This window comes from Cryobacterium sp. TmT2-59, assembly GCF_004403545.1.
In the GTDB taxonomy this organism is placed as follows: Bacteria; Actinomycetota; Actinomycetes; order Actinomycetales; family Microbacteriaceae; genus Cryobacterium; species Cryobacterium shii.
This window is the reverse complement of sequence record NZ_SOGM01000028.1, coordinates 28,302-50,338: the sequence shown is the minus strand read 5'-3', so window position 1 is coordinate 50,338 and position 22,037 is coordinate 28,302. Positions and strand designations below refer to the sequence as shown.

27 protein-coding genes are annotated in these 22,037 nt (G+C 66.5%); 22 read left to right on the top strand and 5 right to left on the bottom strand.

All coding sequences use genetic code 11. The features are described from left to right. Positions 1-77: 77 nt before the first annotated feature. From E3T24_RS04805 to E3T24_RS04755, 10 genes are all read left to right on the top strand, one after another. Positions 78-434 carry a YraN family protein gene (locus E3T24_RS04805; RefSeq protein WP_134368260.1) on the top strand — a complete coding sequence of 119 codons (357 nt, stop codon included), beginning with the start codon at positions 78-80 and terminating at the stop codon, positions 432-434. Continuing rightward, positions 434-1,969, top strand: a complete 1,536-nt coding sequence (locus E3T24_RS04800) for a YifB family Mg chelatase-like AAA ATPase (RefSeq protein WP_134368259.1) — start codon at positions 434-436, stop codon at positions 1,967-1,969. Before E3T24_RS04805 ends, E3T24_RS04800 begins: the two co-directional genes overlap by 1 nt. Next, a complete protein-coding gene (locus E3T24_RS04795; protein WP_241978617.1) occupies positions 1,966-2,871 on the top strand; it encodes a DNA-processing protein DprA in 906 nt (301 codons plus the stop codon). The genes E3T24_RS04800 and E3T24_RS04795 overlap by 4 nt, the downstream gene beginning before the upstream one ends. A 179-nt stretch (positions 2,872-3,050) precedes the next feature. Further along, positions 3,051-3,275 (top strand): hypothetical protein, encoded by a 225-nt coding sequence (locus E3T24_RS04790; protein ID WP_134434351.1) that lies wholly within the window; start codon positions 3,051-3,053, stop codon positions 3,273-3,275. Further along, positions 3,275-3,832, top strand: coding sequence for a hypothetical protein (locus tag E3T24_RS04785; RefSeq protein WP_134434350.1), 558 nt, complete (start codon positions 3,275-3,277; stop codon positions 3,830-3,832). Before E3T24_RS04790 ends, E3T24_RS04785 begins: the two co-directional genes overlap by 1 nt. Before the next feature lie 939 nt (positions 3,833-4,771). Next, positions 4,772-5,908: a phage major capsid protein gene (locus E3T24_RS04780; protein ID WP_134434349.1), complete on the top strand. Its 1,137-nt coding sequence runs from the start codon at positions 4,772-4,774 to the stop codon at positions 5,906-5,908. A 658-nt stretch (positions 5,909-6,566) separates the two neighbouring features. Further along, positions 6,567-6,836, top strand: coding sequence for a hypothetical protein (locus E3T24_RS04770; protein ID WP_134434347.1), 270 nt, complete (start codon positions 6,567-6,569; stop codon positions 6,834-6,836). Then, positions 6,833-7,222 (top strand): hypothetical protein, encoded by a 390-nt coding sequence (locus tag E3T24_RS04765; protein WP_134434346.1) that lies wholly within the window; start codon positions 6,833-6,835, stop codon positions 7,220-7,222. The genes E3T24_RS04770 and E3T24_RS04765 overlap by 4 nt, the downstream gene beginning before the upstream one ends. Before the next feature lie 301 nt (positions 7,223-7,523). Continuing rightward, positions 7,524-7,757, top strand: coding sequence for a hypothetical protein (locus E3T24_RS04760; protein ID WP_134434345.1), 234 nt, complete (start codon positions 7,524-7,526; stop codon positions 7,755-7,757). A 258-nt stretch (positions 7,758-8,015) separates the two neighbouring features. Beyond that, positions 8,016-8,348, top strand: coding sequence for a hypothetical protein (locus E3T24_RS04755; RefSeq protein ID WP_134434344.1), 333 nt, complete (start codon positions 8,016-8,018; stop codon positions 8,346-8,348). A 203-nt stretch (positions 8,349-8,551) separates the two neighbouring features. Here E3T24_RS04755 and E3T24_RS04750 read toward each other — a convergent pair whose 3' ends face one another. After that, positions 8,552-9,079, bottom strand: a complete 528-nt coding sequence (locus E3T24_RS04750; protein WP_134434343.1) for a hypothetical protein — start codon at positions 9,077-9,079, stop codon at positions 8,552-8,554. A 236-nt stretch (positions 9,080-9,315) separates the two neighbouring features. After that, positions 9,316-9,597: a hypothetical protein gene (locus E3T24_RS04745; protein ID WP_134434342.1), complete on the bottom strand. Its 282-nt coding sequence runs from the start codon at positions 9,595-9,597 to the stop codon at positions 9,316-9,318. 164 nt (positions 9,598-9,761) lie between these two features. Here E3T24_RS04745 and E3T24_RS04740 point away from each other — a divergent pair, with 164 nt between their 5' ends. Then, positions 9,762-10,451, top strand: coding sequence for a hypothetical protein (locus E3T24_RS04740; RefSeq protein ID WP_134434341.1), 690 nt, complete (start codon positions 9,762-9,764; stop codon positions 10,449-10,451). 8 nt (positions 10,452-10,459) lie between these two features. Here E3T24_RS04740 and E3T24_RS04735 read toward each other — a convergent pair whose 3' ends face one another. Both E3T24_RS04735 and E3T24_RS04730 read right to left on the bottom strand, forming a co-directional pair. After that, on the bottom strand, positions 10,460-10,648 hold the full coding sequence (locus E3T24_RS04735; RefSeq protein WP_134434340.1) for a hypothetical protein: 189 nt from the start codon (positions 10,646-10,648) through the stop codon (positions 10,460-10,462). A gap of 12 nt (positions 10,649-10,660) precedes the next feature. Continuing rightward, positions 10,661-12,028 (bottom strand): recombinase family protein, encoded by a 1,368-nt coding sequence (locus E3T24_RS04730; protein WP_134434339.1) that lies wholly within the window; start codon positions 12,026-12,028, stop codon positions 10,661-10,663. Between the two features lie 30 nt (positions 12,029-12,058). On the opposite strand from E3T24_RS04730, the gene E3T24_RS04725 reads away from it, so the two are divergent. From E3T24_RS04725 to E3T24_RS04710, 4 genes are all read left to right on the top strand, one after another. Further along, positions 12,059-12,541 (top strand): DNA-processing protein DprA, encoded by a 483-nt coding sequence (locus tag E3T24_RS04725; protein ID WP_241978616.1) that lies wholly within the window; start codon positions 12,059-12,061, stop codon positions 12,539-12,541. 63 nt (positions 12,542-12,604) lie between these two features. Beyond that, on the top strand, positions 12,605-13,726 hold the full coding sequence (locus tag E3T24_RS04720) for an alcohol dehydrogenase catalytic domain-containing protein (RefSeq protein WP_134368283.1): 1,122 nt from the start codon (positions 12,605-12,607) through the stop codon (positions 13,724-13,726). A 44-nt stretch (positions 13,727-13,770) separates the two neighbouring features. After that, entirely contained in the window at positions 13,771-14,679 is a 909-nt protein-coding gene (locus tag E3T24_RS04715; RefSeq protein WP_134368258.1) for a phosphodiesterase, read from the top strand. Beyond that, positions 14,676-15,629 (top strand): tyrosine recombinase XerC, encoded by a 954-nt coding sequence (locus tag E3T24_RS04710; protein WP_255578694.1) that lies wholly within the window; start codon positions 14,676-14,678, stop codon positions 15,627-15,629. Before E3T24_RS04715 ends, E3T24_RS04710 begins: the two co-directional genes overlap by 4 nt. Before the next feature lie 10 nt (positions 15,630-15,639). Here E3T24_RS04710 and E3T24_RS04705 read toward each other — a convergent pair whose 3' ends face one another. Beyond that, positions 15,640-16,149, bottom strand: a complete 510-nt coding sequence (locus E3T24_RS04705) for a M23 family metallopeptidase (RefSeq protein ID WP_134434337.1) — start codon at positions 16,147-16,149, stop codon at positions 15,640-15,642. A gap of 330 nt (positions 16,150-16,479) precedes the next feature. On the opposite strand from E3T24_RS04705, the gene rpsB reads away from it, so the two are divergent. The 7 genes from rpsB (at position 16,480) to E3T24_RS04670 (ending at position 21,985) form a co-directional block, all read left to right on the top strand. Continuing rightward, the gene (gene rpsB, locus E3T24_RS04700; RefSeq protein WP_134368256.1) at positions 16,480-17,394 is read left to right on the top strand and encodes a 30S ribosomal protein S2; all 915 of its coding nucleotides are present in this window, start codon (positions 16,480-16,482) and stop codon (positions 17,392-17,394) included. Positions 17,395-17,405: 11 nt separating this feature from the next. Beyond that, positions 17,406-18,233 carry a translation elongation factor Ts gene (gene tsf, locus E3T24_RS04695; protein WP_134402393.1) on the top strand — a complete coding sequence of 276 codons (828 nt, stop codon included), beginning with the start codon at positions 17,406-17,408 and terminating at the stop codon, positions 18,231-18,233. A 121-nt stretch (positions 18,234-18,354) separates the two neighbouring features. Further along, on the top strand, positions 18,355-19,071 hold the full coding sequence (pyrH, locus tag E3T24_RS04690) for a UMP kinase (protein WP_134402394.1): 717 nt from the start codon (positions 18,355-18,357) through the stop codon (positions 19,069-19,071). A 31-nt stretch (positions 19,072-19,102) separates the two neighbouring features. Further along, positions 19,103-19,657 carry a ribosome recycling factor gene (gene frr / locus E3T24_RS04685; RefSeq protein ID WP_134368253.1) on the top strand — a complete coding sequence of 185 codons (555 nt, stop codon included), beginning with the start codon at positions 19,103-19,105 and terminating at the stop codon, positions 19,655-19,657. Positions 19,658-19,670: 13 nt separating this feature from the next. Then, positions 19,671-20,651, top strand: a complete 981-nt coding sequence (locus E3T24_RS04680) for a phosphatidate cytidylyltransferase (RefSeq protein ID WP_174235663.1) — start codon at positions 19,671-19,673, stop codon at positions 20,649-20,651. 47 nt (positions 20,652-20,698) lie between these two features. Continuing rightward, complete coding sequence (locus tag E3T24_RS04675; RefSeq protein ID WP_134402395.1) at positions 20,699-21,256, top strand: DivIVA domain-containing protein; 558 nt, start codon at positions 20,699-20,701, stop codon at positions 21,254-21,256. A gap of 66 nt (positions 21,257-21,322) precedes the next feature. After that, positions 21,323-21,985, top strand: a complete 663-nt coding sequence (locus E3T24_RS04670; protein WP_134368251.1) for a lytic transglycosylase domain-containing protein — start codon at positions 21,323-21,325, stop codon at positions 21,983-21,985. The last annotated feature ends 52 nt before the right edge of the window (positions 21,986-22,037 follow it).

Genomic DNA, 22,037 nt, shown 5'->3' with positions numbered 1-22,037 from the left:
GCGCCGCGCAGCACACAGCTTCCGAGCCGCACCGGCGTCTGCCACGCCTGCCCGGCAGGCTGGCGGCGGAGGTGCTCGTGGCACGCAAAGACGAACTGGGCAGGCAGGGCGAGGACTGCGCCGCGATCTTCCTGGCGGCGGCGGGCTACCGGCTGGTGGCCCGCAACTGGCGCTGCGATCAGGGCGAGGTCGACCTGATCGTCGAGAACGGGGGAGAGGTCGCCTTTGTCGAGGTGAAGACGCGTTCGGGCACGCGGTTCGGGCATCCGTTCGAAGCCATCACGGTCGCCAAGCTCGCCCGCCTGCGCCGTCTCGCCGCGGCCTGGTGCGACCAGTCGACGCTCCGGCCCCGGTGCATCCGCATCGACGCCATCGCCGTGATCATCCGTCCCGGCGCCGACCCGGTGATCGAGCATCTGCCGGGGGTGTTCTGATGGGGCTGGCCCGCACCCACGCGGTGGCCCTGATCGGGCTGACCGGGGCGCTCGTGGAGGTCGAGGCCGACATCTCCGGCCAGCTGCCGGGCATCATCCTGATCGGGCTGCCCGACGCTGCGCTCTCGGAGGCGACCGAGCGGGTGCGGGCGGCGGCCAAGAACTCCGGCTGCCCCCTGACCCGCAACAAGCTCACGATCAACCTCTCCCCGGCATCGCTGCCCAAGCACGGATCGGGGTTCGACCTGGCCATCGCCCTGGCGTGCCTCGGCGCCGACCGGCTGGTTTCGGCCGACTCGGTCGGCCGGGTGTTGCACATCGGCGAGCTCGCCCTCGACGGCCGGCTGCGGCCGACGCCCGGCATGCTGCCGGCGGTGATCGCCGCCTCCCGGCTCGGCCACGACACGGTCATGGTGCCCGCCGGCAACGTCGACGAGGCCTCCCTCGTGCCCGGGGTGAGGGTGATCGGCGTGGCCTCCCTGCGGGACGCCGCGATCTGGCATGGGGCCGAACTCGAGCCGATCCCGGTCACCCCCATCCTCTTGCCCGTCGACGCCGGGCCGCAGGCCGCCGAGCCGGACCTGGCGGACGTCATCGGCAACGACGACGCGATCCTGGCGCTGCAGATCGCGGCGGCCGGCGGGCACCACGTGTTCATGGTGGGGCCGCCCGGCGCCGGCAAGACCATGCTCGCGGCCCGGCTGCCCGGGCTGCTGCCTGATCTCGATGCCGCAGCCTCGCTCGAGGTCAGCTCCATGCGCTCGCTCAGCGGCCGCGGCGTCGGGCGGTCCCTGATCACCCGTCCGCCCCTCGAAGCGCCACATCACACGGCCACGGCCGCGGCGATGGTGGGCGGGGGCAGCGGCCAGATCCGACCGGGCGCGGCAGCCCGGGCCTCCCACGGGGTCCTCTTCCTCGACGAGGCGCCCGAGTTCGCGTCGGCGGTGCTCGACGCGCTCCGGCAGCCGCTGGAATCGGGGGTGATCATCATCCACCGCGCCAATGTGGTCGCCCATTTTCCGGCCCGGTTCCAGCTCGTGATGGCCGCGAATCCGTGTGCCTGCGGCCAATACGGAGCCCCCGACCTGGACTGCGCCTGCCCGCCGAACGCCCGGCGCCGGTACCTGGCGCGCATCTCCGGGCCGCTGCTGGATCGCATCGACATCCAGCTGAAGGTGCAGCGCGTCACCGCCACCCAGCTGCGTCTGGCCGCGGACACGCCGCGCCTGGTGAGCGCCGTCGCCCGAGAGCGGGTCGTCGCGGCACGTTCCGCGGCAGCCGCCCGGCTCTCGGGCACCCCGTGGTCGGTGAACTCCGACGTGCCCGGGCCCTGGCTGCGCGGCCCCCAGGCCCGGCTAGACCGCAGCGCCACGGCCGGCCTCGACCGTGCGCTCGAACGCGGCGGAATCACCATGCGCGGATACGACCGGGTGCTTCGGGTGGCCTGGTCCATCTCGGATCTCGAGGGCGTTTCCAGGCCGGGCATCGAACAGGTCGGGCAGGCGCTCTACCTGCGGAAAGGAATCTCATCATGACGATTTTCGGGCTGGCGGAGGCCACGGTCATCGAGCTGGCGGGCGCGGTGCGTTCCTCCCCGATGTCCTGGCCGACTGCCGCGACGGATGCGCCAACGGATGCCGCAGCGCACGTTCCGGAGGATGGCGCAGCGCAGGCGGCCGCAGCACACGCCGTCGCGGATGCGACCGAGGCCGCCGACGTCTTCGCCCGCGCCGCCTGGACCGGCATCGCCGAGCCCGGCGACGGAGCGGCGGGGCTGCTGGTGCAGGCGCTCGGCGCCGCGCCCGCGCTCACGGCCGTGCTCGACCTGTGGACCCCGGCCCGTCTGGCGGCGGTCGTCGCGGAGTCCGGGGCCGTCGACGAGGCCCGAGCAGAGGGTGCCGACGACCTCGCAGCCCTGCTGGATCAGGGTCTGCAACGGTGGCGGCCCCGGTTGTCTTCCGGCGAGGTGATCCGCTCCCTGCACCAGGCCGCGCGCGCATCCACCCGGCTCCTCCTGCCCGGTGACGTGCTCTGGCCGGTCGGAGTGGACGACCTGGGGCTTCACGCCCCGCTGGCCCTGTGGTGGCGAGGCATCCCCGGAGCGCTGCTGGCCCTGTCGAACTCGATCGCCCTGGTCGGCGCCCGGGCCGCATCCGGTTACGGCGAGCATGTGGCCATGGAGGCGTCGGCGGGCCTGGTGGACCGCGGTTTCGCCATCGTCTCCGGCGCCGCGTACGGCATCGACGGCATGGCCCACCGGGCCGCGCTGGCCAGTTCGGGGGTGACGGTGGCCTTCCTGGCCGGGGGAGCCGACCGGTACTACCCGAGCGGCCACGACGAACTGCTCGGCCGGATCGCGACCCAGGGAGCCGTCATCTCCGAGCTCCCGTGCGGTTCGGCACCGACGAAATGGCGTTTCCTCCAGGGAAAAAGTTGAATGTAGCAGTACGGGAGCTTCACGGGAGTTCCCGGTATTGCCCCAGTTTTGCCCGTGAATGTCCCCGGTGTGCGCCATAGTGGTGTATAACACAACAACGCACCCCAACGGTGCACACGACCCAACTCCTGAATAGACACGTCGCATACCAGCTGTTCGCTCCAACTCAGGAGTTCCTCATGTCTGCACCCACCACCGGGCTTGTGCCCGACCTCTTCACCACTGTCCTCAAGTCGGCCAAGGCCCACGAACACGTGGATGCCCGCGACGTCCAAGCCCGCGCGCACGCCCTCGGCTACAAGGTCACCGCGCCAGTGCTCAAGCGTCTCCTGGATGACGCGGGTCACCCGTGCTACACCGGCACGAGTGGCCGCGCCGTCATCATGGGGGTGCAGTTCAAGTGATGACCCCGTACAGCACGATGACCGCGGACGAGCTGGGCGACGCCCTCACCAGTGAACTTCTGGTCGCGGGTGAGGGCTGGATGTCGCGCACCGCAATCCTGAGCGCAGTTGCACGGATGATCGACGCGGAAGCCGACGACCTCGAAGCCCACGGAGTCGCGGTGCCTGATGAGCTGTCGTACCCGGCCAACACCCACATCTACAGTGCACTGCGCGCTGCTGGTGTCCCCGAGTCCCGCCGGCGTGGCACGTATGGCTTCTCGGTCAGTCTCCGCGATGAGTCTGGCCCCGACTTCGCGCGGTTCGTGGCTACGCGGCTAACCAACGGCGTGGGACTGGTCTGGATGTTCACGCCGCAGACCGACCTGTACAACGCCTACTGCGCGTCTGTGCCCTCGGGCGTCCCCGCAATGTCCATGACCAAGTTCATCGCGGCAATGGTGGCCGAAGGCTACGGGCACGTGCGTCGGTGGACGCTCACCAGCGACCCCAAGACTGGCGCGAAGCGCCGTGACAAGCAGGTTTGGGGCTTCCGCGAGGTCGTGCTGAAGTCGTGACGGCTGCAAAGCTCGCGGAATAGGCCCTGTTGTGGCCGGCGGGCCTCCAGGCATACACCCCTCGAGTGCACCTGTGTGTATTTTGTAACTGTACAAGTAGTAATACATAAGAGATAAGACATACAGGTGCACTCAAGGGGTGTATGCCCACCTGCCCCCAGCCCGCCAAGCCCGCCGGCTTCCGCGACTGCCGCGAGCCCGCCGGCTCCCACGACGACTCCCACGCAACAGTTGCGCAACGACTTGGCGCAAAATGCCTGATTAGCGCCAATAACAGCCGCAGCAGGGTACCTCAATGTGGTATATAAAAGGTAGAGGCAGGGAAACCGCCTCCGCAGCTGGCCGGCTTCCCCAAGTCACCAGGTCGACCGTAGAGCCTCAGAGCTTCGGTCCCTAGCGCTAGCTCGCTTCCACCATCCTGCGTGACCCACCGTGTCCACGCGGACGATGGTCGCGCTCTGAACCATCGGAGTCCCATGCCTCGTCGCAACAACTCACGTCCTGCCAACGACCCCACCGTCTTCGCCAAGCTCCTCAGCAACCTCCGGGACGAATGGGCACGCAGTCACGGGCGCAAGACAAGCGCCGACTATGCCGCCAAAGCCAAACGCGATCACGAGAAAGCGTTGAACGCGTCAGCACGACCGGCCGACGCCCGCGTCTCAGCAAGTGCCGCACGAGCTGCGCTCGCCGGATACCTGAAGTAACCACCCCCACAAACTCCCCGGCTTCAACAGCCGGGACCGTAGCCACATGGCTACACAATCGCCACAGCTGCCGCACAGGAGTGCGAACGGCACAAGGCCAGGCCGACACCAGCAACGATCCCACCCTGAGGAGCAGGAGCTCAACGGGTGAGTAGCCGGTGCGCAGACCCCGTCTTGGCAGGCAACTTCCGCGAGCAATCGCTCGCATCAGTTCCTACCAAGGAGAACACCCATGGACCTCAAGTCCGCACAGGCCGAACTCTCGGCCATTCAGCTCAAGCTCTCGAACATCATCACCGAGGCCAAGGGCGCAAGCCGTGACCTCACCTCCGCGGAAATCGCCGACGTGGAAGCCGGCTCCGACCGTGCCTTCCAGCTCCAGGCCGGTATCCGCGGACTGAAGTCGGCCGAGACCATGTCCGCGATTGCCGGCACCACTGCCGGTGAGTTCATGGACTTCAAGACCGGTGAGACCCACCGCTCGAACGAGGTCAAGGGTTACATCACCCCCGCCTCTATCAAGTCGATGGTCACCGCGTCGATCCCCGGCGCATCCAAGGGCCTCGTGGCCGGCGGTTCCACTGCCATCCCCGTGTCTCTCGCGACCAGCCCCCTCAAGCTGGGCACCCCGACCGTCGGCCTCGGCCTCCTGGGCCTGATCCCGACCAAGGTCCGCGAGACCCCGTCGTACTCGTACCTGCGTCAGACGGTTCGCACGAACAACGCCGACGTCGTCGCGCCTGGTGCGCTCAAGCCGACCTCGGTGTTCACCGTGGCCAAGGTGGACAACAGCCTGGCAGTCGTCGCGCACCTCAGCGAGTACGTGGACACGTACCTGCTCTCGGACAACTCCGACCTGGAGATGTTCCTGACCGGCGAGCTCACCGACGGCATCTTCTCGAAGGTCACGGCGATCGCGGTCAACGCTTTCGCGACCAGCGCCGGCATTCAGACCCAGGCGTTTGCCGCGAACGTGCCGGACAGCATCTACGCCGGTGCCTCGAAGGTGGCAGACCTCGGGTACAACCCCGACGTCCTGCTCATCTCCCGTGCCGCATGCGACGCGATGCGCCTGCTGAAGACGACCACCGGGGAATACCTCGGAGGCAACTTCTTCCAGAACGGTGCCACGGCAAACACCAACATCTGGGGTGACCTCACGCCGGTCATCGTTGCTGGTCTGCCGGCCAACTCCGCGCTGGTGCTCGACTCCAGCAAGGTCGGTCTGAGCATCGACTCCACGGGCATCACCAGCAAGTGGGACGCCTTCACGAAGTTCGACATGAACCAGACTCGGGCACTGACCGAGGGACGGTTTGCCGTCGACGTGTTCGCTCCCGCGGCAATCGCCAAGGTCGCACTGGTCTAACACCCAGCACCATCCTCTGGTGAGTAGGTAACCACTCACCAGCCCGGTCCAGGGTCGAACCTGGGCCGGGCACCACGTGCCACGACCACCCGCCATGGAGCGCAGGGTGGTCGTGGTGCTCCACTTCAACAGGGGCGCCCGGGGGGGCTAAGTCCCTGGCAACTCCGCGGGCACGCACTGGAGGCAAGCACCATGGCCAACTCCATGAGAGGCACCAGCGCACGCTGGGCGAAGATCAGGGACGCTCAGAAGTCCAGGCGACTCCCGTGCAATCTGTGTGGTCAGCCCATCGACTACTCGCTCAAGTGGCCACACCCGCAATCCTTCAGTGCCGACCACATCAGGCCATACGAACACAACCCCGACCTCCGCCTTGACCCCGGTAATGTCCAGTCTTCACACTTGCGCTGTAACCAGAGCAAGAGTGATAACCAGCATTATTCCGCGGGCATGGGCTCGGCGAGCCAGGTGTTCTGACCGGGTCCATACCTCACACAATGTGCATCGATTGCCGCGATGACCGCGCACAATGCGAAGCACGGGGGGTAGGCGCTCTGCATCCTGTGCATCTGCGCTCCCAGATCAAACTTCCGGCAAAGAAGAGTATCCCTCCTGGCCCCGGGGCCCATCATGCCGACCCAGCCCTGAGAGGCCTCCCATGACTATCCACGAAGACATCGCGGTCATCACCCATGCCGCGGACACCCTGGAAGCGCGCCTGACGCGACTGCACCGTTGCCCGAAGTGCGACACGGTCAAGCCGGTTACAGAGTTCGCCCGCAACAATCACAAGTCCAGCGGTCATGGAAGCTACTGCCTGCCGTGTCACCGCGAGGTCATCAACGCGTACCGTCACACGGACGCCGGCAAGCTGGCCAACCGTCTGTCCGCGCAGGCGTCCCGCGCCAAACGTCTGGCCCGCGCATGAGAATTGCTGAGGCCGAGCGCCAGGCTGAAATCCGCAAGGTCTCTCGACTCCTGGGGCTTGCCATTACCCGGCCAATCTACGTCAAAGACGAGGCCTTCAAGCTGGCCCTGTACTCGCCTGCGCCCCAAGTTCAGGGTGTGGCTCGTCAACTGCTCGAAATCTTCGTGGACCGGTACGAGCGCCAACCCCTACCCAACCAGGGCCTCGTTGACAAGAACATCCGGCAGTGGTCGGGCTGGCGCGCGATTGCCGCGGAGGCTGGTCGTGAAGACCTCGTGGACACCGCGGATCGTGCCCTCGCGCACGTCAGGCTCTACGACGCCAGCACTTCCATGTACGACTGGGTGCTCCCGCCAGAGCGCACGAGCGCCTCAAGTCCGGAGTAGTCCGGGGATACCCCTAAACTCCCGGTCAAACGTTAATTCCGCGACATAATTATTACATACGACTTCCCCGGTTACGCCGGGTGACGCCATGGATGCTACCTCCTAGTGCGTTGACAAATACCGGCCGTCTGGTTGGCACCGTGGTAGCAACGGTGCCTCCAGTCGGCCACTTTTTTTGTACCAGAAAGCATGTGCTACCCATGTCTCACACCATCATCTTCACCGCGTTCACCGTCTTCGTGCCCACGCAGGTCGTCATCCTCACCACCAACCTGGTCGACCTCGTCCTGGGGCTGTTCCTGTGAGCGCCCCCCTCGACATCGCCCCGTTCCTTGGACGCCTGGTCCTCGCGGCATCTGCTTCCGACGAGCAGGCCTTCCAGCTCGCCCTCGAGGACGCCCACCGTGCCGGCATCTCGCCCATTCAGCTCCTGGTCATCACCGCGCAGTCGCTCGCATCGCACATGGACATCACCGTCCCCGACTGGCAGGACGAAGTCCGGCTTGGCCTCCTGGAAGCCCAGGACAAGTCGTGAAGACGCGCCAATACAACAACCGCGCGTACCTCGCCACACGGACCCCCGCACAGATCGCATTCGATCAGGCCCAGGAGCACCCGACCGGCCGGAAGCAGTGTCGGCACTGTCACGTCACCTATCCGCTGAGCCACTTCCGCGTCGATTCCCAAGCCCGCGACGGACTCTGGACGAATTGCTTGACCTGCAAGCCGGAGGCCAACTCATGACCGCGACCAACCCCGGCACCCCGATAATCCCCGAACTCAAGGAGTCCGCATGACAACCACCGCGACAACGGCTGCACCTGACACCCTGGAAACGCTCGGTGCCACCTGGCTCGAAACCTTCCGCATCGCGTACGATCCCGAGGTTCAGCAGTCCCAGTGGGAGCTTGGCATGACACCGACTCCGCGCGATGACACGACCCAGAGGTCAAAAGGCACCACCAGTGACCCGACGTTCGCGATCTTCGCGGACTCACGCCGGCAGGACCTGCGCGCCGCTGTCCAGCGTGCCGAGTTCGAGCTTGACGAAGCCAACAAGATCATGGCTCAGACCCGCGACAAGCTCCGCGTCGCGTTCTATTCCTACGACGGCCGGCTGTACTAGAAGCCACCAGGCCAGTTCTAAGACCTCAGAAAGCCTCAGGTATAAGAACATCTACCTAAGGCTTTCTGTATGACCCACCCAGCCCGTGTTGACGGTGGGCAAGCTTCAGGGACCGAGCGCCCTGCGGTTACAACGAAAGAAGGCCCCGTCATCCAGTTGAGTTGGACGGCGGGGTCTTCTGCGCTTGTGCAAGCCATGTCTGGCTAGCTGTCAGACGCCGCCGGAGCATCGCGACCATCTCGCGCCCACACTGCTGACAGCTCTATCATCTCCTGCATGCTTTCACTGAACTTCATGGTGCTTGACTCATCGCGGTCCCACCCGGACGCCGCATCTTCAAATTCTTCCATCTTTGCGAGTAACAGGCCGGCTCCGGTGGTTCTGTCGCCGCCGAGCATGATTGCGTGCACGGTGACCGCGTTGATTCCATAACCTGACCAGTGCATATCGCCCACCGCTGAAGAGAAGAAAGACTTCACCAAGCTGTCAAGGTGGCGCTGATAAACGGATCGGAATTCCTCGCGCTCAGCCCGCTCACGGCGGGCAGTCTCGTCAGCAGCGACCTTGGCGCTCAGCTTGTGAGACTTCCACGCAACATACGCCGCGAAACTGGCGAGCAGGAGAGTGCCGATAGCCTGCACAGCGGCCCACCCATCAGGGCGCGATGCCGCCTCCAGCTGCTCCGAGATTCTCTGCAGCCAGTACCACTCTTGGTCAACCGATGTCATCACTCTGCGCACTCTATCGGTCGCAATCGCTGGCCAACGCCACTATTTACAGCTGCACCAGCCCACACCCTGGGCAGAGCCACACGATCGCGTAACGCCCCTGCGTCGCCTCCATCTGCCGCAAGCACGCAGGACAGTTGGGCGTGTCCAGATCATCAAGCATGCGGTCATGCTAGCCCGAACGAGAAAAGGCCCGCGTCCCCGGATTCCTCCAGGGTGCGGGCCTTTGTCGTCGTCTGTCATTTCGCGGGAGCAGCCTCCGCAGCAGCCTCGGTTTCCGCAAGGAGCGCAAGCGCCTTGGCCACACGAGCAGAGTTCTTTGCGCGGCTCTTTTTGGACGCGAGGACCGCGATTGCCTTCGCGTGAGGCGCACGGATCGCGGTGATGGTGACCGTCAGCTCGGAGAGCTTGGCGATGTAGGCCTCGAGTTCCTCAGCTGCAACCTCAGCGCCAATCTCCGCGTTCAACGCGATCAGCGCGGTGTTCAGGTTGTTCATGGTGGTCATCGTCTTGGCGGTCATGGTGAGCTCCTAAGTAGTGGGTTTGTGCAGCTGACATTTAGAACATTGCCGCCAGCTGCAACACCGCGGAGCCCAAACACCCGTTCTCCAGTGACTCTCCACTATTCGGTCAACATGAGTCGTCCTCGCCGGCCCACGAGGTGCCCAGGCCGTACGCTCACACCATGGAGTTGATATCGACCTTGGCAACCACAAACTGGGATACTTTCGCACCCGACATGATTGTCGGCGTCACCACGGGTGTTGTTGTCGGCGCGGTCCTGCTCATCGCCCAGGGCATTACCCAATCGCGCAGCAGTCGCGCCGCGTCACAGTTCGCCTGGGAGTCGCTCAAGCCGAAGCTAAGAGGCGCAGCCTTCCGCGGCTGGGAGCGCGACCTGGACAGTCTCACACAGCTTCCACCAGCGCTCGTTGCCCTGGACGAAATAGCTGCAAGTCAGCCACTCTCATTGTGGAAAAGTCATCTGAAGAAACCGGATGAAGCGCTTGACCTGCTCATGGCCCTGGTGAGCTTGAGAGCGCAGTTTGAGTCGAATGCGACAGCCGTCGAGGCTGCCCTGGGCGTCTCATACCGTTACGCTGACATTTTCCGTCTGGCCAATGGACTCAGCGGCTCAAAGGTGGAGCGCTATGTTCGCGCCCGGGCCTACGGACCGCAAGCCCAGTCCCAGTCCGCCTACATCAGCGCGGGACTCACCGACGTCGAAGTAGCAACTTACTCGCATACCGTTGACGAAATTATCGGCGTCCCGCAAATGGCAGTCCCACTCGCCATGTACCAAGCCACGACCAAGATGTATGAAGAGTTGCTGTTGCTGTTCCGCAAACGTGTCCAGCTAGGCGGCAATGGCTGATCAGTAAGTTACTCCGCGGCACTCGCGTCCACGTCAGCCTCCCAGGCCTCCAGTTCGGCGTCATAGGCCGCAAGCCAGGCGGGATCGCCAACAGCGATCGCAGCGCGTGCCGCGAGAACTTCGGCCTCGGTGTGGTGCCAGTCCGCGGTTGGGTCAGTTAGCCGACGGTACGTAGCTTTCAGCTCAGTGAGGTCCATGCGATCAGACTACTAATCGTCGTTCGCAACTTCGCCACCAAAGTTAAGCCACACAGCTTCCAGGTGCTCGACGTCCACGCGCTCAGCACCACGACCGCGGTTCACGGTGACGTTGAGCAGCTGTCTGATCAGTTCCCGCTGTTCTCCCAGTTCCAACTCCAGGAACCTCGCGGACACTGCATCAATCTGACCGCCCTGCAACCTCTGGGCCAACCCATGCAACGTCACCAGTGTCGACGACGAGGACCGCGCCGTTTCCAGCTTGGCTTCGATAGCTTCACGCTCGTCACGCAGTTCCACCAGTCGCGCACGAGCCACCGGCGCGGACACAAGGCCTTCGTCGCGGTCACGCACGATCGCGGCCACACGTTCTTCTGTGACGGCGTGCTGCGCGACCAGGTCCCGTATGTCAGTGCGACCGCCGTCCCGGACTTCCCCGGTGTAGGTGACGACAGCACGTGCGACTTCGCGGACCACGATGGGTTCCAGAGTCTTCTTGATGATCGACGGGTGCGACGAGTTGGCCTTACATCTATACGTCGACGCGTAGACCATAGCGTCACCGCACACCCCGCAGAACACGAGCCCACTAACCATGTGCCGCACGGTTGGTCCTGGTGTCGTTCTTCTGGTCGGGTCAGCCAGCACGGCCCGTGCGATCCCAGCGAGCTCCGCGGAAACAATCGGCACGACGTCCGCGGATGCAATCGTCTCCCCGCGGTACGTGAAGCCGGCTTCGTACGGCCTGAGCACCATCTCACGCAGCCGCACAGGCACCCACTCTTTCCCTGTCGCGGTGGTGATACCGTCCGCGTTCAGCGCCTGCGCGATTGACCGCAGGGACTTCCGGGCGGCGACGGCCTCGAACACGCGCACGACCACAGCTGCCTCGGTCTCGCGTGGAGTCCTCATATCGCTCTCGTAGCCGTATCTGCGCCGCTGAGGATTGGGCTTCCCCACGGAGACCCTGTAGTCATTGGCTCGCACCTGACGCTCGCTCTTGCGCGAAGTTTCAAACCGCGCCAATGAGGCCATCATGCTGGCTCTGAACTGGCCGTCAGCCGTCGTGAGGTCAAGCTCGCCGTCAACGGTGAGCACGGCTGCACCCGTGTCCATCAGGGAAAGCATGTCGCGGAGTGAGCGCACCAGCCGGTCGATATCTACCGCGATAACCACGTCAGCCTCGCCGGCCTCCAGTGCCGCGAGCATGCGAGGCCACTGGGCCTTCGCACGGGATTTGGTCGCGGAAACATCGTTGTCTGTGTACTCGTGGACAATGGTGTATCCGCGTTGAGCAGCCAGCTGGCGGGTGCGCTCCTGCTGGCGGTCAATACCTTCCGCGAGGTCCAGGGATTGACGGGAATAGGTGAAAGCTCGCATGCCTCAAAAGTATCGCGTAACTGCTACAACTTGCTGTTCCTCCAGCGCAACCGGTTGATCGCCGCCTCGAGCGCGGCCACCGTGGTGCTGGAGGCCGGATGGCGGTCCGGCTCGCTCAACACCGCCGGCCACGCCTCGGCATTGGGCCGGCCGCTCGGCGCCGTCCCCGGACCGGTCACCTCGCCCACGTCCGCCGGCTGTCACCGGCTGATCCGCGAATACGACGCCGTCTGCGTGACCAACGCCGCCGAGATGGCCGAACTCGTGGGCGAACGGATGCTGCAGCTCACCCTCGACCTTCCGGCGGACGAGGGTGGCACGGCCGGGTTCGGGGGCCGCACCAGCGAGCAGATCCGGGTGTTCGACGCCCTCAGTTCCCGGTCGCCGCGCACCGTGAACGACATCGCCCGCCGCGCGGGCCTGTCGGCGGCGGCCGTGCAGGGCTCCCTCGGGGCCCTCGATCTGGAGGGGGCGGTGCGCGAGCGGGAAACCGGGTGGGTGCGCGCGGGCTAGCGGGCGGTGCCGCCCGCCCGGGCTAGGTTGAGAGCCATGCAGCCCGCAACGATGCCCGCCACGATGCTCAGTTCGATCCTCCGTGAGTCCGGGGCGTCCCGCCCGTACTCGGTCAGCGCGCCGCTGGTGCAGGAAGAGCTGGCCGTTCCCCGGCCGCGAGCCGGCGAGGTCCTGGTGAAGATCGAACGGGCCAGCCTGTGCTACTCCGACCTGTCCGTGATCAACGGGTCAAGGGTGCGGCCGCTCCCCATGGCCCTCGGCCACGAGGCGGCCGGCATTGTGGCCGCGCTCGGCTCCGGCGTCACGGATGTCCGGGTCGGCGACCGGGTCGTGCTCGTCTTCGTGCCCAGTTGCGGCCGGTGCCGTGCCTGCACGGCGGGGCGCCCGGCGCTCTGCCACCGCGGCGCCGCGGCCAACGGCACCGGCGATCTCCTGCACGGCGACGCCGTCCTCGCCTCGGCCGACGGTGAACGCATCAACCACCACCTGGGTGTCTCCGCCTTCTCGGAGTTCGCGCTCGTCGCCCGGGAGTCCGTCGTCGTCATCGACGACGACGTTCCGTTCGACGTGGCCGCCATGTTCGGCTGCGCCGCCCTGACCGGGATCGGCGCCGTGCTCAACACGGCCCGGCTGGTACCCGGCCAGTCCATCATCGTGTTCGGGTTGGGAGCGGTGGGGCTGATGTCCGTCATGGCGGCCGCGCAGGTCGCCGGAACCACCGTGATCGCCATCGATCCGCTGCCGGAGAAGCAGGCGCTGGCCCTCAAATGCGGCGCGGATGTCGCCGGGTCCCCCGAGCAGGCTGCCGCCCTGGTGGCCGAGCACACCGGGGACGGCGTGGACGTCGCCATCGAAGCGGTCGGTAGCGCCCGGGTGATGGAGGCTTGCCTGGGTCTGCTGACACGGGGAGGCGCCCTGGTCTCGGTCGGCTTGCCGAACCCGGAGCAGCAGCTCTCCGTGCAGGCCCTGCAGTTCGCCGGCACCGGCGTTCGACTGCTGGGCTCCTACATGGGCGACTCCGTCCCGACCCGGGACATCGCCGCATACCTGCAGCTCTGGCGCGATGGCCGGCTGCCGGTCGAGTTGCTGCACACGGACACCAGGCCGATCGCCGAACTCAACGAGGGTCTGGACGCGCTCGCCGACGGTCAGGTGGTGCGCCGCCTGTTCCGAATGACACCATGATCGGAGGCAGGCCGTAGTCTGGGCGGCACCGAGAAAGGTGAGTCATGTCAGCCGTGCAACTGGGCCAGTACCCGCCCGCGTCCCACCTGATCGCGCACATCAGTGACACCCATTTCCTCGGCGGCAGCCGGGCACTCTATGGTGCGGTCGACACCGACACCACGGTGTACCAGGCGATGGCGCAGCTGGAGCGGTCCGGCCTCCGGCCGGACGCGCTCGTGTTCACCGGCGACATCGCCGACCGGGGTGAGGCCGATGCGTATCGCCGGGTGCGCGACATCGTCGAGGCCGCGGCCGAACGGATGGGCGCCCCCGTCATCTGGGTGATGGGCAACCACGACAAGCGGGAGGCTTTCCGCACCGAGTTGCTGCGCGAGGCCGGGTCGATGGCACCCGTCGACCGGGTGCACGACATTGGGGGAGTGCGCATCATCGCCCTGGACACGAGTGTCCCGGGCTATCACCACGGCGACCTGTCCGAGGCGCAGCTGGCCTGGCTGACGGACGTGCTGCGCGAGCCGGCTCCCCACGGCAGTCTTCTGACGCTGCACCATCCGCCCGTGCCGACGATGCTGCCCCTGATGGCCATCCTTGAGCTGCGGGGGCAGGCGAGACTGGCCGAGGTGGTTGCCGGCAGCGACATCCGGGCGATCCTGGGCGGGCACCTGCACTACGCGACGACCGGACTCTTCGCCGGAATCCCCGTGTCGGTCGCCGCCGCGACCTGCTACACCATCGATCCGACCGCGCCGCGCGGCGAACTCAGCGGCCTGCAGGGCGGCCAGTCGATCAACCTCGTGCACGTCTACTTCGACCAGATCGTGCACTCCCACGTGGCCCTCGGGGAGTTCGAGGCGGCAACCGGCTTCGATGCCTCCTTCCTCGCCCGGATGGAGGCGCTCACTCCCGAACAGCGCACCGAGGCCTTCTCCAGGCAGGTCGAATCAGGGTGACGGCTGCGCCCGCACGCCTCCTCGCTGCCCATGTCGACGACTTCGTCATCTACCTTGCGGCCGAGCGTGGCTTCTCCGTGCACACCGTCCGGGCCTACCGCACCGATCTGGCCGGGCTCGTCGCCTATGCGGAGACTCGCGGCGTCACCGACACGGAAGGGTTGAGCCTCGACCTGCTCCGCGACTGGCTCTGGGTCGCCACCCAGGCGGGGCTCGCGCGGGCGACGATCGCGAGGCGTTCGGCATCCGCCCGCAGCTTCACGGCCTGGCTGGCCCGCACCGGCGGCAGTTCCGCCGACCCCGCGGTAAGGCTGCGCTCACCGAAGCCCGGCCGCCCGCTCCCGCGCGTGATCAACCGGGCGCAGATGCAGGACCTGCTCACTCACCTCGAACTCCGCGCCCGCACGAATGACCCGGCAGCGCTCCGCGAACTCGCGATCGTCGAACTGCTCTACGCGTCGGGCCTGCGGGTCTCCGAACTCGTCGGCCTCGACGTGGCCGACGTCGACCTGCACCGGTTGACGGTTCGGGTCACGGGCAAGGGCGCGAAGGAGCGGGTGGTGCCGTTCGGCGTTCCCGCCCAGACCGCGATCCTCGCCTACCTCGGCCGGGCCAGGCCCGTGCTGGCGGCGGGCGGGGTGCAGGAAACGGGGGTGCAGAAAGCGGCGGTGCAGAACGCGCTGTTCCTGGGAGCCCGGCGGCAGCGGCTGGGCGTGCGGGCCGTGTACCGGCTCGTCGCCACCCTGCTGGCCGGCATCCCGGGAAACGAACCGGCGGGCCCGCACGCGCTGCGCCACACCGCAGCGACCCACCTGCTCGACGGAGGCGCCGACCTGCGCGCCGTGCAGGAACTCCTCGGCCACGCCAGCCTGGGCACCACCCAGATCTACACGCACGTCTCCGCGGAACGGCTCCAGCAGAGCTACCGGAGCGCGCACCCCCGCGCCTGACTCGGCACGGCTACCGCGCCGTCAGCAGGACCGCCCGTGGGACCCCGCCCAGGTAGAGCAGGGGAGAGACGTAACGGCCGTGCTGCCTCAGCCCGAGGTGGAGGCAGCGGTCGGCGCAGTGGCCCCCGGCGGCAACGTGCCCGAGGAGCTGCCCCGCAGCGACGCGCTCGCCCGCGCCCACGATGGCCGCCACCGGTTCCACCGTCGACACCACGTCGCCCGCGTGAGCGAGCGACAGCACAGGGCGATCCACCACCACGCCGGCGAAGGAGACGACACCGTCGTACGGTGCGAACACGGCCGTGCCGGGGATCGCCTGCAGGTCCAGGCCGCGATGACCGTCCGCATACTCGCTGGCAGGGGCTCTGAATCCCTCGACCACCGGATGCGGCGGCACCAGTGGCCAGGACCAGGTCCCCGCCACACTCGTCGCAGTCGATGGCGTGCCGGGCGGCGCCGGCAGCAGCACGCCGGCCAGCGGCACCAGCAGTGCCGCGGAGAGTAAACGGGAGAGGTTCATGCGACCACCGTGCCTCAGGGGCGATGCGGCCGGCCGGTATCCGCGGCATCCGTGCTGCGCACCCCGGGGGGTCTGGCTGTGGAGGAGCCGGGGGAAGGGCGCGGGCGGGGTGCGGTGCACCAGACGCGGTGCCGGTGGGTGCTAAACTCGTCCAAGCAGCGCTTCGTGCGCTGACTACGCGTGCCCATTCGGCCTCCACGTCCACTCGGTCCTTGCTTCTCGAAGCGGGGCGGATGTGTGCCGGGCACCAGGAGTAGTGATCATCCGATCACGACACAAACCGATTGGCGTTTTGCTGCCTCGCAGCGCGCCAGATAAGGAGAACGGCTCATGGCCGTCGTAACCATTCGCCAGCTGCTCGACAGCGGCGTGCACTTCGGGCACCAGACCCGCCGTTGGAACCCGAAAATGAAGCGTTTCATCTTCACCGAGCGCTCCGGCATCTACATCATCGACCTGCAGCAGTCGCTCGGGTTCGTTGACAAGGCCTATGACTTCGTCAAGGAGACGGTTGCCCACGGCGGCACCATCCTCTTCGTCGGAACGAAGAAGCAGGCGCAGGAATCGATCGCCGAACAGGCGATCCGCGTGGGCCAGCCCTACGTCAACCAGCGCTGGCTCGGTGGCCTCCTCACCAACTTCCAGACCGTTTCCAAGCGTCTGGCCCGCATGAAGGAGCTCGAAGAGCTCGACTTCGAGGACACCGCCAAGAGCGGTTTCACGAAGAAGGAAATGCTCATCAAGAAGCGCGAGCTCGTCAAGCTTCACAAGAGCCTCGGCGGAATCCGCAACCTCACGAAGACGCCGTCGGCGCTGTGGGTTGTGGACACCAACAAGGAGCACCTCGCCATTGACGAAGCCCGCAAGCTCGGCATCCCCGTCATCGCGATCCTCGACACGAACTGCGACCCGGACGACGTCCAGTACCCGATCCCGGGCAACGACGACGCCATCCGTTCCGTCGGCCTGCTGACCCGCATCATCGCGGACGCTGCAGCCGAGGGCCTCATTCAGCGCCACGCCAAGCCGGAGGCCGAAATCGAGCCCCTCGCCGCGTGGGAAGCCGAACTGCTGGCCGCTCCGGCCGAGACCACCCCGGTTGCTGACGAGACTGTCGCCACCGAGGCCGTCGTCGCCGAGCCGGTTGCCACCGAAGAGGTTGCCGCCGCCCCCGCGGAAGAAGCCGCAGCTGACGAAGCCGTAGCAGCCGCCGCGGTCGACGCTCCCGCCGAAGAAACCAAGTAAGGGGTCCCGGTATGGCAAGCATCAGCCTCGCAGACGTCAAGGCTCTGCGCGAGCGCCTCGGCACTGGCATGGTCGACACCAAGAACGCCCTCGTTGAAGCCGACGGCGACATGGAAAAGGCCGTCGAACTCCTCCGGATGAAGGGTGCCAAGGGCAACGCCAAGCGCGCCGACCGCTCCACTTCGGAGGGACTCGTCGCGGCCAAGGAAATCGGCAACACCGCCACCATGATCGAACTCGCCTGCGAGACCGACTTCGTCGCCAAGGGCGTCAAGTTCGTCGCACTGGCCGAGAAGGTCCTGGACGCGGTCGCCGCTGCCGGCGCCACCACCGTCGAGGAAGGCCTGGCCGCTCCGGTCGACGCCCAGACCGTCGGCCAGCTCATCGACGGCGAAGCCGCGATCATCGGCGAGAAGTTCGAACTGCGCCGCGTCGCATCCGTCACGGGTGAGAAGTTCGCGATCTACCTGCACAAGACCAGCAAGGACCTGCCCCCGCAGGTCGGTGTTGTTCTCGGCTACTCCGGAGACGACGCAGAGACCGCGCGCAGCGTGGCCCAGCACATCTCCTTCGCGAATCCCGAGTACCTCGCGCGCGAAGACGTTCCCGTCGACGCCGTCGAGGCCGAGCGCCGCATTGTGACCGAGATCTCGAAGAACGAGGGCAAGCCCGAAGCGGCTCTGCCCAAGATCGTCGAGGGTCGCGTCACGGCTTACTTCAAGCAGGTCGCACTCCTCGAGCAGGACTACGCCAAGGACAACAAGTTGTCCGTCAGCAAGGTTCTCGCGGACGCCGGACTGACCGTCTCGGGCTTCGCCCGGTTCAAGGTCGGCGCGTAACGAGAAATTGAGTAACGATGGAGACCGGGTTGCATTCGCAATCCGGTCTCCTTCTCTGTGTGCGCGCCCAGTAGCTCACCCAGTAGTTTTAAGACAGGTACAACGGAAGGACGCGCACAGCATGTCAGATTCGGTCAAAAAGCGCAGGGTCCTCCTCAAGCTTTCTGGGGAAGCATTCGGGGCGGGAAGCCTCGGCGTGAACCCCGACGTCATCAGCGCCCTCGCCCGCGAGATCGCCGAAGCGGCCAAGCAGGTCGAAATCGCGATCGTCGTCGGCGGCGGCAACTTCTTCCGTGGAGCCGAGTTGTCACAGCGCGGCATGGACCGTGGCCGGGCCGATTACATGGGGATGCTCGGCACCGTCATGAACGCGCTGGCGCTGCAGGACTTCCTGGAGCAGGCGGGCGCTGAGACTCGGGTCCAGTCCGCCATCGCGATGACCCAGGTGGCCGAGCCGTACATCCCCCGCCGCGCGGAGCGCCACCTGGAAAAGGGCCGCGTCGTCATTTTCGGCGCCGGTGCCGGACTGCCCTACTTCTCGACCGACACCGTCGCGGCGCAGCGTGCCCTCGAGATCGACGCCGAGATCGTGCTCGTCGCCAAGAACGGCGTGGACGGCGTCTACTCCGATGACCCGCGCACCAACCCGGACGCGCACAAGATCGACCGCATCACCTATCAGGAGGCCCTGCAGCGCGGGCTCAAGGTCGTCGACTCGACCGCGTTCAGCCTCTGCATGGACAACGGCATGCCCATGCAGGTCTTCGGGATGGCTCCGCACGGCAACGTGACGGCCGCCATTCTCGGGGCCGATCTGGGAACCCTCGTCTCCAACTAAGCTTGTCAACGCCACCGAAGAAGGAGTCACCGTGATCACGGATGTTCTGTCCGATGCCACCGCACGCATGCACAAGGCTGTCGAAGCCGCGAAGGACGATTTCGCGACCGTGCGAACCGGCCGCGCGAACCCGCAGATGTTCGCGAAGATCCTGGTCAATTACTACGGCACGGCGACGCCGCTGGAGCAGATCGCCTCCCTCCAGAACCAGGAAGCCCGCACGCTGTTGATCGGCCCGTATGACAAGGGCGCCCTGCGCGATATCGAGCAGGCCATCCGCGACACCCCGAACCTCGGGGCGAACCTGGGCAATGACGGCAACGTCATCCGCGCCACTCTGCCCGAGCTGACGGCGGACCGCCGCAAGGAGTACGTCAAGATCGTCCGCACCAAGGCCGAGGACGCGAAGGTGTCCGTGCGCAACCTCCGGCGCAAGGCCAAGGACGAACTCGAGGCCCTCAAGACCGAGGTCGGTGACGACGACGTGGCCCGCGGTGAGAAGGAACTGGAACAGATCACCAAGGCCCACGTCGATGCCATCGACGATGCCCTCAAGCGCAAAGAAGCCGAACTCCTCGAGATCTAGGGAGTTCAGCACCATGACGGACGATTCGAAAAAAGACCTGCCGCCCAAGCGCGCGCATGGCGTCAGCCGTGCCGAGTTCCGGGCCCAGGTCCAGTCCACCAGGGCTGACATCGAACGTCAGATGCAGGCCACCCGGGCGCAGCTGGACGCGACGCAGGTGCGTATCCAGGCTCGCACGGGCCGCAACCTGATCCTCGCCACCCTGATCGGGCTGGCGCTGGGACTGTTCATGCTGTTCAGCCTCATCGTGGTCAAGGACCTGTTCATGGTCTGCGCGGCCGCGTTCGTCGGCCTCACCGCCTTCGAGCTGGCCCAGGCGCTTCGCCACTCCGGGCGGAACGTGCCCCGCATCCCGGTCGTACTGGCTGCCGTGTCCGTGGTGCCGGCCGCGTTCTACTTCGGAGCGACCGGCCAGTGGCTGGCCACGCTCGGCGGCATCCTGCTGATCGGTCTCTGGCGGGTCGTTCTGCTCGCCTGGAAGAGCCACCGCGCCGATGCGAGCAGCGTGCTGGCGGATGTCGGTGGCGGCCTGCTGATCCAGTCCTACGTCGTCTTCCTGGGCAGTTTCTCCGTGCTTCTGGTGGCGCTGCCCGAGGGGCAGTGGTGGACGCTCGCGTTCCTGCTGATCGTCATCTCGGCGGACACCGCCGCCTACGCCACGGGGCTCAGCTTCGGCAAGCACAAGATGGTGCCCAGCATCAGCCCCAAGAAGACCTGGGAAGGTTTCGCGGGTGCCGGTGCCGCCTGCCTGGGGATCGGCGTGCTCCTGTCCGTCCTGATGCTCCACGAGCCCTGGTGGTTCGGCCTCATCTTTGGGGTCGTCATCCTGCTCAGCGCGACCTTCGGCGACCTGGCGGAGTCACTGATCAAGCGGGACCTCGGGATCAAGGACATGAGCTCCTGGCTGCCGGGCCACGGCGGATTCCTCGACCGGCTGGACTCGATCCTTCCGTCGGCCGCAGCCGCGTACGCCCTGTACCTGATCTTCGCCTAACAGTTGACGCTCGAAACAGAGGAGATGCTGTGAGGCAGCATGACGCAGTGACCACGACCTTCCCGCGCACCCCCAAAAAGACGCTGGGTTACAACACGGCGCAGGTCGAGTCATTCCTCGCAGCGGCTCGGAAGGCGTACGACGCCACCGATGACGGAGGCGAGGGCGCTCCGCTCACGGCCGAAACCATCCGTCACACCGCGTTCAGCCTGCACAAGGGCGGCTATTCTCCCGCCCACGTGGACGCGGCCCTCGAACGGCTCGAGGATGCCTTCGCCACCCGCGACCGTGACCGGGCCACGCGTGCACAGGGCAAGGAGGCCTGGCTGGAAGAGGCACACGATCTGGCCCAGGTCCTGGTCAACCGGCTCGGTCGCGCCGACCACCACCGTTTCTCCCGCGTCAGCATCCTTACGGTCGGCTACAGCCGGGTAGACGTCGACCGGTTCGCGTCCCGGCTGGTGCGGTACTTCGAAGACGGCTTCCCGGTCACGATCGAGGACGTGCGGTGCGCGGTATTCCGGCCCCAGCGCGGCGGCTATCGCGAAGCCCAGGTCGACGTCGTCCTGGACGGCGTGATCGACGTGATGCTGGCGGTTCGCTAACACGCACGCCGTTATCTCGCTGTTATGCGTGATCTGGGTTAGGCTCAGGACATCGTGGGTAGACATATGAGCATCATCGAGTCCGAGCACGCCGCCATACCCGTCAGGCCCGCAATGAGAAGGCCCCGGTCCAGAGGTCAGGCGTCGCTCTTCCTTTTCGCCTTCACGGCTGCTGCGGCCTTCGTGCTGGTCACCGTCGTGGACCCGTATTCCGGCGCCACCGCGTCACCGTACTTCCAGGTCGTCGGCGTGAGCCGGCCGTCTGGTCCCGCCCAGGAGATCCAGGTCGCCGCCGGCTACGCGAACACCGTGACCCGAGACAGCTTCACCGTGAACGAGAAGCCCATTCCCGTTCCGGTGCCCGTCGCGGCCCCCGTAGCGTCGAAGTCATCGTCGTCTACGGCGCCGACGGCCGCCGTTCCCGATCCCGGCTCCGCCCAGGCCATCGCGTCCGGGATGGTGGCTGACCGCGGCTGGGGCGACGACCAGTTCAACTGCCTCGTCTCGCTGTGGAAGAAGGAGTCCGGCTGGCGCGTCAACGCCGAGAACTCCTCGAGCGGCGCGTACGGCATCCCTCAGGCGCTGCCGGGCTCCAAGATGGCCACCTCCGGCGACGACTGGCAGACCAACGCCGCGACGCAGATCGACTGGGGCCTCGGCTATATCAGCGGCCGCTACGGAACGCCGTGCGGTGCCTGGGCGCACTCCGGCGACGTCGGCTGGTACTAACGCGCCGCACGCCCCCACCGGCCCCGTGGCCGCAAGCCGGCCGCCCCGACGT